This window comes from Flavobacterium sp. (genome assembly GCF_049590715.1).
Taxonomy (GTDB): domain Bacteria; phylum Bacteroidota; class Bacteroidia; order Flavobacteriales; family Flavobacteriaceae; genus Flavobacterium.
In genome coordinates, this window is sequence record NZ_JBAWDL010000251.1 from 1 (window position 1) to 8,630 (window position 8,630).

13 protein-coding genes are annotated in these 8,630 nt (G+C 33.5%); 8 read left to right on the forward strand and 5 right to left on the reverse strand.

The genetic code is table 11. The features are described 5' to 3' along the window. From WBQ70_RS11395 to WBQ70_RS11415, 5 genes are all read right to left on the reverse strand, one after another. On the reverse strand, window positions 1-458 hold a 458-nt coding region (locus WBQ70_RS11395), incomplete at its 3' end, for a bifunctional folylpolyglutamate synthase/dihydrofolate synthase (RefSeq protein WP_423914249.1). 42 nt (window positions 459-500) lie between these two features. Next, the gene (locus WBQ70_RS11400; protein WP_423914252.1) at window positions 501-1,298 is read right to left on the reverse strand and encodes an energy transducer TonB; all 798 of its coding nucleotides are present in this window, start codon (window positions 1,296-1,298) and stop codon (window positions 501-503) included. 35 nt (window positions 1,299-1,333) lie between these two features. Then, window positions 1,334-1,726, reverse strand: a complete 393-nt coding sequence (locus WBQ70_RS11405; protein WP_423914255.1) for an ExbD/TolR family protein — start codon at window positions 1,724-1,726, stop codon at window positions 1,334-1,336. 2 nt (window positions 1,727-1,728) lie between these two features. Further along, the gene (locus WBQ70_RS11410; protein WP_423914256.1) at window positions 1,729-2,433 is read right to left on the reverse strand and encodes a MotA/TolQ/ExbB proton channel family protein; all 705 of its coding nucleotides are present in this window, start codon (window positions 2,431-2,433) and stop codon (window positions 1,729-1,731) included. A gap of 68 nt (window positions 2,434-2,501) precedes the next feature. Next, on the reverse strand, window positions 2,502-3,569 hold the full coding sequence (locus WBQ70_RS11415; RefSeq protein ID WP_423914259.1) for an anhydro-N-acetylmuramic acid kinase: 1,068 nt from the start codon (window positions 3,567-3,569) through the stop codon (window positions 2,502-2,504). A 156-nt stretch (window positions 3,570-3,725) separates the two neighbouring features. Between WBQ70_RS11415 and WBQ70_RS11420 the strand changes: the two genes are divergently transcribed. From WBQ70_RS11420 to WBQ70_RS11455, 8 genes are all read left to right on the forward strand, one after another. After that, window positions 3,726-4,865: an acyl-CoA dehydrogenase gene (locus WBQ70_RS11420; protein ID WP_423914261.1), complete on the forward strand. Its 1,140-nt coding sequence runs from the start codon at window positions 3,726-3,728 to the stop codon at window positions 4,863-4,865. Between the two features lie 127 nt (window positions 4,866-4,992). After that, complete coding sequence (locus WBQ70_RS11425) at window positions 4,993-5,670, forward strand: Crp/Fnr family transcriptional regulator (protein WP_423914264.1); 678 nt, start codon at window positions 4,993-4,995, stop codon at window positions 5,668-5,670. A gap of 79 nt (window positions 5,671-5,749) precedes the next feature. Next, window positions 5,750-6,175, forward strand: coding sequence for a DM13 domain-containing protein (locus WBQ70_RS11430; protein ID WP_423914266.1), 426 nt, complete (start codon window positions 5,750-5,752; stop codon window positions 6,173-6,175). A 2-nt stretch (window positions 6,176-6,177) separates the two neighbouring features. Continuing rightward, the gene (locus WBQ70_RS11435; protein WP_423914268.1) at window positions 6,178-7,077 is read left to right on the forward strand and encodes a hypothetical protein; all 900 of its coding nucleotides are present in this window, start codon (window positions 6,178-6,180) and stop codon (window positions 7,075-7,077) included. 12 nt (window positions 7,078-7,089) lie between these two features. Further along, window positions 7,090-7,551, forward strand: coding sequence for a YHS domain-containing (seleno)protein (locus tag WBQ70_RS11440; RefSeq protein ID WP_423914271.1), 462 nt, complete (start codon window positions 7,090-7,092; stop codon window positions 7,549-7,551). Window positions 7,552-7,565: 14 nt separating this feature from the next. Further along, window positions 7,566-7,943 carry a DoxX family protein gene (locus WBQ70_RS11445; protein WP_423914273.1) on the forward strand — a complete coding sequence of 126 codons (378 nt, stop codon included), beginning with the start codon at window positions 7,566-7,568 and terminating at the stop codon, window positions 7,941-7,943. Window positions 7,944-7,945: 2 nt separating this feature from the next. Next, entirely contained in the window at window positions 7,946-8,434 is a 489-nt protein-coding gene (locus WBQ70_RS11450; protein ID WP_423914276.1) for a DinB family protein, read from the forward strand. After that, a partial coding sequence (locus WBQ70_RS11455) for an NRDE family protein (protein ID WP_423914278.1) occupies window positions 8,422-8,630 on the forward strand: 209 nt, incomplete at its 3' end. The genes WBQ70_RS11450 and WBQ70_RS11455, both read left to right, overlap by 13 nt.

The window sequence follows — 8,630 nt, forward strand, 5'->3', positions numbered from 1 at the left end:
GTAGCGTCTAATCTTCCGCCCATGCCTACTTCAATGATAGCTAAATCTACTTTTTCAGTATTGAAATAATCAAAAGCAAGTCCCACACTCATTTCAAAAAAACTGATGTCATTGGCTTCAAAGTAAGATTTGTTTTTAGCGATGAATTCGCATACAAATTCTTCGCTTATTTCTTGTTCATTGATTTTAATTCGCTCTCTGTAATCTTTTAAATGTGGGGAAGTGTATAATCCCACTTTGTAGCCCGCTTCTTGAAGTATAGAAGCTAGCATGTGTGACGTAGAGCCTTTGCCATTCGTTCCGGCAATATGAATGCATTTTAAATCGTTTTGCGGATTATTGAGGTGATTGGCAAGCGCAATTATGTTAGTTAAGTCTTCTTTGTATGCGGTAGCTCCTTGTGTTTGGTACATAGGTAGCTGGTTGAACATCCAATGGGTTGTTTCTTGATAATTCATTTTGTTTTAATTGTGCTGAAAATCAATGTGATTTATAAGGAGTTATTCTCCTAATTTGAAATTAACGGTGATGAACCCAATTTGTGTTTCGGGTGCATTACTATCGGGTTGCCATCTGTATTTTCTGGCTGTAGCCAAGGCAGGTTCAACTAAACAAGGATTTGTGTTTGTGGTTCCCTTAGTATATTTGGCAGCGATTACATTTCCACTTCGGTTAACGGTAATTTGAACTACGACAGTGCCTGATTCATTACATTTTTGAACTTCCTTGCCTCTTGTACTGATGGTTCGTCCGTTAAGCCCCCATCCGCTACCATTTCCTGCTCCTGTACCGCTACCGTAATAAGAACTGGCATAAGGATCTCCATTAAGGCTTCCTTTGTCTCCTGCTTTATCATCATTTCCTTCTCCACCTTTAGCTTTTCCATCAGATTTTGGTCCATTGATTAAACTTGATAATGCGTCAGTGGTACTTTTAGAAGGTTTTGGACTTTCAACAGGCTTTTGTTTTACTTCTTCTTTAGCTACTGTTTTGGTTGGTTCTACTTTTTTAGCCTTTTTCATAACTACTGCTTCTTCCATATCCTGTGAAATGACATCGTCATCACTAGAAGTGGTTGGTTTTGCTGCCGTAGGTGTAGGTGCTGATTGAATGGCTTCTGTAGGTTGAATTTCGCCATTGCCAAATTCAGTTGTTCCAAAATTAATTGCAATTCCGTTTTCAGGAGGAGGATCAAGAGAAGTTAAGCCTAGATAAAAAAACAAAATCAATAGTATCACAAAAATAATTGATGTGATAGCAAATGATTTTTTCTCTTCTTCTGTTTCTATATATTTCATGTAGAATTAATCTGTTTTTTGAAGGTCAAATAAGATTATTTTGGGCGTACTGCTAAAACAACTTTGATTTGATTTCTGTTAGCAATATCCAAAACATTAACTGCTTTTTCAATTGGAACTCCTTCTTCGGCTCTCAATATAATTGCTTTTGATTTGTCGTTTGAGAATAATGCCAGTAATTTTGATTCTAATTCGGTTTCTGATACAGGCTCTTTGTCAATAAAAAACTCTAATTTTTTATTGATGCTTACCGCTATATTTTTATTACTATCCGTCTTTCCTTTTGCTTTGGGTAATACTAAATCTAGTGCGTTAGTGGTTACCATAGTTGAAGTTAGCATGAAAAATATCAATAGTAAGAATACAATATCAGTCATGGATGACATATTGAATTCGGCACTTACTTTATTTCGTCCTCTAATATTCATAATTAAGCTGGGTCATTTAATAAGTCTAAGAAATCAACGGCATTGGCTTCCATTTGGTGAACGATTTTATCCGTTTTTACGACTAAGTGATTGTAGCCAATATACGCAATAAGACCTACAACTAGTCCAACTACAGTGGTTGTCATTGCTGTGTAAATCCCTTCGGATAAGGCGCCTACTTCAATTTGACCTCCTGAGGTAGCCATTTTATGAAAGGCTTGAATCATTCCCACAACTGTTCCTAAGAAACCAGTCATTGGTCCTGCTCCAGAAATGGTTGCTAGTATACTTACGTTTTTTTCAAGTTTGTATATTTCTAATTTACCCGCGTTTTCAATAGCAGTATTAATGTCGTCAAGAGGTTTTCCTATTCTTGAAATTCCTTTTTCGATTAATCGGGCTACTGGCGATTTGGAATGAGCACAAGTCATTTTAGCATTGTCTAGACGTCCGTTGCGAATATTATCTCTAATTTGTCCCATAAAACTTCCATCCATTTTTGAAGCTTCGTTGATTGCCATCAAACGTTCAAAATAAAGATATAAAGCCACGAAAAGCATTAAGAACAAGGCTGTCATAATGATTTGACCTGCTAATCCGCCACTAGTTAATAACTCAATGATTGATAATGTTTTTTCAACTGGAACCGCTTCGGCTAAATTTTCATTTGCAACAGATAGAGTATCTGCTTGTAACAATAAACTCATAGTAGATTTTCTTTTTTATTGAAACGCTAAGATATTACAAAAATTATAAGTTTTAGTGAATAAAATGTTTATTTAAAATAAACGAAACCAGAGCTGTGGTTTTTTTTAGCCCCAGTAACAGTGCCTAAAACATTCACTTCTTCTCTTAATTTTAGAACACCTAAAAGACCAAAAATTAACGCTTCTTTATATTCTAAAATGGTTGCCTCAGGGATTATGATTTTCATTTCGGGCAAATGATTTTTAATACTTTCAATTAAATAATCATTATAAGCACCTCCACCTGTGATAAAAAGAGTACTGTTTTTATTTGGCAAAGCCAAAGCGATTTGTACAGCAATATGTTCTGTGAAAGTAGCTAGTTTGTCTTTGATGGCAATAGGATAACTTTCAATCATTGGTAAAACAATCTCTTTTACAAATTCAAAACCAAGTGACTTAGGGTATTTTTGTTGGTAGAAATTCAAGCTATTTAACTCCTTTAATAATTCATTCTGGATTTCCCCAGTGCTTGAAATTTGTCCTTTGTCATCATAATCCATGCCTAATTGATTAGCATAATAATTCAAAATAGTATTAACTGGAGAAATGTCAAAGGCAATTCGGTTTCCATTTTCTTCAAAAGAAACATTTGAAAAACCACCTAGATTCATGCAATAATTATATTTTGAAAACAAAATTTGGTCGCCAATAGGAACTAGAGGTGCTCCTTGACCTCCCAATTGTACATCCTGTACTCTAAAATCGCAAACCACTGTTTGTTTTGTGAGTTTGGCTATTTCGGGCAAGTTTCCAATTTGTAAGGTGTACCCAATATGGGGTTGGTGTAGAATGGTGTGCCCGTGTGATGAAATGGCATCGATGTCTTTAATTTGGTGCTTTTCTATAAAATTGCTAATTATCGAAGATAAAAGGAGGGTATAATCATGATTTAATTCTTGTAGGTCGTCTTCAGCAAAAGTAATAGCATTTTTTAAAATGGAAATCCAAGAACGATTATAGGCAATGGTTTCACAATGAATAATCTCAAAATTCCATTGGTTGTTTGTAATTGTAAATTCTATCTGAGCTAAATCGACTCCGTCAAGAGAAGTTCCAGACATCACACCAATAATAGTATAAGATTCTTTTTTCATACAAGGATTTTTTGGAATACCTAAATATCTTGTTCTAGAATTAGATAAATTCAAATAAATAGGCTAATTTTCTATCAGGTAAAATTAAGAATTGTATTTCAGTTAATTTAATTTTATTTTGAAAGTGTCGTTTTGTAAAAATAATCAAAAAGAAATATGGATTTTAATTTATCAGAAGAGCATATAATGATTCAGCAAGCCGCTAAAGATTTTGCTCAAACAGAGTTGTTGCCTGGAGTAATTGAAAGAGATGAGTATTCTATATTTCCAACTGAACAGGTAAAGAAAATGGCCGAGCTTGGTTTTCTGGGGATGGTGGTTGATCCTAAATATGGCGGGGCTGGTTTGGATAATTTATCGTATGTTTTGGCTTTGGTCGAATTGGCCAAAGTAGATGCTTCGGCGGCTGTTATTATGTCGGTAAATAATTCGTTGGTGTGCGCTGGGATGGAAAAGTATTGCAGTGAAGAACAAAAACAAAAATACCTAGTTCCATTAGCTAAAGGAGAAGTCTTAGGAGCTTTTTGTTTGTCTGAACCTGAAGCGGGATCTGATGCAACTTCGCAAAAAACAACCGCGATTGATAAAGGTGATTATTATTTGTTGAATGGAACCAAAAATTGGATTACTAATGGTTCTTCGGCTACGACTTATTTAGTAATGGCACAAACGGATGTCGAAAAAGGACATAAAGGAATCAATGCTTTTATTGTTGAAAAAGGTTGGAAAGGTTTTGATATTGGTCCCAAAGAAAAAAAAATGGGAATACGAGGTTCTGATACACATTCGTTATTGTTTAATGATGTCAAAGTACCAAAGGAAAATAGGATAGGAGAAGATGGTTTTGGTTTTCATTTTGCGATGGAAATACTCAATGGTGGGCGGATAGGAATTGCAGCTCAGGCTTTAGGTATTGCTACTGGTGCTTATGAATTAGCCTTAAAATATTCGCAAGAGCGGAAAGCTTTTGGGAAAGAAATTTTCAAACACCAAGCTATTGCTTTCAAATTAGCTGATATGGCAACACAAATTATGGCGGCTAAAATGCTTTGTTATAAGGCGGCAGTAGAGAAAGATGCAGGTCAAGACATTACACAATCAGGGGCGATGGCTAAATTATTTGCCTCGCAAACTGCTATGGATACTACTATTGAAGCGGTTCAGATTCATGGTGGAAATGGCTATGTGTCCGAGTATCATGTGGAGCGAATGATGCGTGATGCTAAAATTACTCAGATATATGAAGGGACTTCTGAAATTCAGAAAATTGTAATTTCTAGAAGTTTGATTTCATAATCAGCAGCTTCATAATAATTAAATAAAAATCCATCTTTGTTACTATGAAGATGGATTTTTTAGTATAATTTCACTGTCTGACGGTTCTTTTTCTATCTTTAGAAAAATATTTTCATTAGAATTCATTATGTACGAAGATTTAAAATATTGGTATTTAAGAGATCATAAATTGTTTCGAAGTCTGAGTTTTGGGCAAATCAAGCAATTGTGTATGATCATGGGTTTTAAAAAAGCTTCCAAAGGGGAGATTATCTATTTTTCATCTTCGGATGTACCACGAATCTTTGTGCTCAAAAAAGGAAATATCAAAATTGTAGCTGTTGACGAAGATGGAAATGAAACGATTAAAGATATTCTTCAAAGTGGTGATTTATTTGGCGAACTGACTTTGGAGGTTGATAGCCAAGTCAATGAATACGCTAAAGTACTTAGTGATGATGTAGTGATTTGTAGTTTCTTACTTTCTGATTTTGAAGATACGTTGTTGAAAAATCCAAGTCTAGCCTTATCGTATACTAAAATAGTAGGCTTAAAAATGAAACGGATTAAAAACAGTTATTCTAATTTAGTTTCAAAAGATGCGAAGACCCGTTTGCATTTGTTTTTAAAAGATTGGTGTGCCAATGAAGGAAAACAAGAAGGAGGGAAGATCATTCTTGAAAATTATTTGACACAAAATGATATTGCTCAAATTATATGTACTTCTCGACAAACCGCCACACATCTTTTGAATGATTTGGAATCCAATGGTTTGATTGTCTATAATAGAAAAGAAATCATCATCAATGATATTAGTAAGTTGTAGTTATTTTAACGCAACTGTAACCTAGCCGACAATTAGCTACGAAATTGCAGTGTAACTTTACAGTATAAAACACTACTGTATGAAAAAGTTATTTATAATATCAGCGTTTCTCTTACTGCTTTCTTGTGAGAAAGAAGGAGAATTAACCCGTACTAAAGTGGAGCCAATAGTTGTTCCTGAAAATTCAATTCCTAAATATGATGGTGTTTTTACCCCTACTTCGGGGATTAATGTCACTGGAAGTGTGAAAATTTCCTCCAGCCAAAATCAATATATCTTAGAATTAGTCAATTTTAGTATCTCGGACGGGCCAGATTTAAAAGTGTATTTGTCTAAAGCCAATACGCCTAGCGAATTTGTCAATCTTGGAAATTTAACTGCTGCTAGAATGTATGCTATTCCTCAAACGGTGGATGTTTCAGCTTATACTCATGTTCTAATTCATTGTCAGCAATACAATCACCTTTTTGCTATTGCACCAATAGAAATTACTAAAAATAATTGATTATGAAAAAAACAGCAACAGTCGTTTTATTGATTATGAGTGGAATATTCAGTTATGCACAAGGATGTAGTGATGCTGGGATATGTACTATTGGTCAGTCATTTGAAACAGAAAAGGCAGATTTTAAGAATAGTATAGAATTCGCAACAGTATTTGGCAAAGGAGAATCAGACGTTACTTATTTTTCGCCCTATATTACTTACACTCGAAAAGTAAACGAACAATTTTCATTGGCTACAAAAATAACTTTTTCAAGTGCTAATGGGAGTTTTGGTACACGAGCATCTTTTGGTGATGCTTATTTAATTGGGAATTATACTTTAAAAGAGGAAAATCAGAAACAATGGAGTTTTTTGACTGGTTTCAAATTTCCATTTACTAGTTCTAATTTGAAGATTAATGAGTATTCAATACCATTAGATTATCAAGCGAGTTTAGGGACTTTTGATCTGTTTTTAGGAACTAATTATAAAATTTTCAATTGGGATTTTAATCTGGCTTTGCAAATCCCCGTTTTCAATAATAACAAAAATTCTTTTTTTAAAGAGTATGCTGGAACTAATGATTTTCCTTCTACAAATTTATTTGAGCGCAAGTCAGATGCTTTGTTTAGAACTACTTATAATATAAAAACAACCAATCAAAAATGGGTTTTTAAACCAAGTGTACTTTTTATTTATCACTTAGGTGAGGATAGTTATGAAACTATTTATAATAAAAGAGAAACTATCAAAGATTCAGATGGACTAACAATTAATGGGAACATTGTCAGTTTTTATAAAATTAACAGTCTAAACAGTATAGGGCTTTCGTTAGCAGCACCATTTGCCGTTAGAACAACAAGACCTGATGGACTGACGAGAAGTTTTGTAGCGAGTATTCAATATATTGTTCAATTTTAAAAGAATAGTATCATGAAAAAATGTGTGTGTATTTTTCTTTTGTGCTTGACATCAATCTGTGGGTTTGCCCAAACAACTGCTAAAAGAGTAGCAGAATTTAATCTTGATAATGGTTTAGGGATTCAAGGTTATGATCCTGTTGGGTATTTTGAACAGAATAAGGCATTAAAAGGAAAAAAAGAAATTACAACAACTTTCGAAGGTGTTGTGTATCGCTTTTCATCAAAAGAGAATAAGGAATTGTTTTTCAAACACCCTTCTAAATATGAGCCACAATACGGTGGTTGGTGTGCTTTTGCAATAGGAGATTCAGGAGAAAAGGTGGTTGTAAATCCAAAAACATTTAAAATCGTAGACAGCAAATTATACCTTTTTTATAATGCTTATTTTAATAATACATTGAAAGATTGGAATAAAGATGAAGTGAATTTAAAAGCAAGAGCCAATGATAATTGGAAGAAAATTATTGAATAAAAAAGTATACATTTATGAGATTTAAAAATATTTCTTGGATCTTACGCATAATGGTTGCAGGTATATTTTTGCAAACATTGTATTTTAAATTTACGGGTGCTCCAGAAAGTATTTATATCTTTTCTACTCTAGGGTTAGAGCCTTATGGTAGATTAGGAACAGGGATTTTGGAGTTGATTTCTTCGATTCTAATTTTAATTCCAAGTACTACCTATATTGGTGCGTTGTTAGGTTGTAGCGTATTGATTGGGGCTATTTTATCCCATTTGTTTGTGCTTGGAATTGAGGTGCAAAATGATGGTGGTTTGCTTTTTAGCTTAGCTTTAATTGCATTTTTTTGTTGTGTCATTTTGGTTTGTCAAAATAAAAATAGAATACTAAAATTACTGTAACTATGTTATTACCTACTATAAATAATAGCTTGAACGAATTGAAGTGTTTGCTCCAGCAATTGTCAAATTCAGAATATTCAAACCCTTGTGTTTCTCTTAGTAATTCAACTATTGGAGAACATACAAGACATGTTATTGAAATGTTTCAATGTTTGCTATTGAATTATGATTCTGGTATTGTAAACTATGATAAAAGAGAACGAAACCATCAAATTCAAACGGATACAGCATTTGGGATTCATCAAATTGAATTTATTGAGAATTCATTAGATAGAGAAAACAAAAAAATGGAATTGCAACAAATTGTTGATGGCGAGGAATTACGAATAGAAACAAATTATTTTAGAGAGTTATTGTACAATTTAGAACATTGTATTCATCATCAAGCTTTGATAAAAGTGGGGGTTTTACATAATGGTACTATTATATTAAATGATGATTTTGGTGTGGCTCGTTCAACAATTGAATACAGACAACAATGTGCACAGTAAGTTTTGTAAAAATAGGGGAGAAAGTAATTATTACATCTAATCGTGACGAGAGTGTTGTTCGGTTAAATGCTATTCATCCAAAGAATTATACGGTAAATAATAAAAATGTTATTTATCCTAAAGATCCTAAAGCAGGAGGGACTTGGTATGTAGTAGATGAAAAAGGAACGATCATCGTTCTATTAAATGGTGCCGA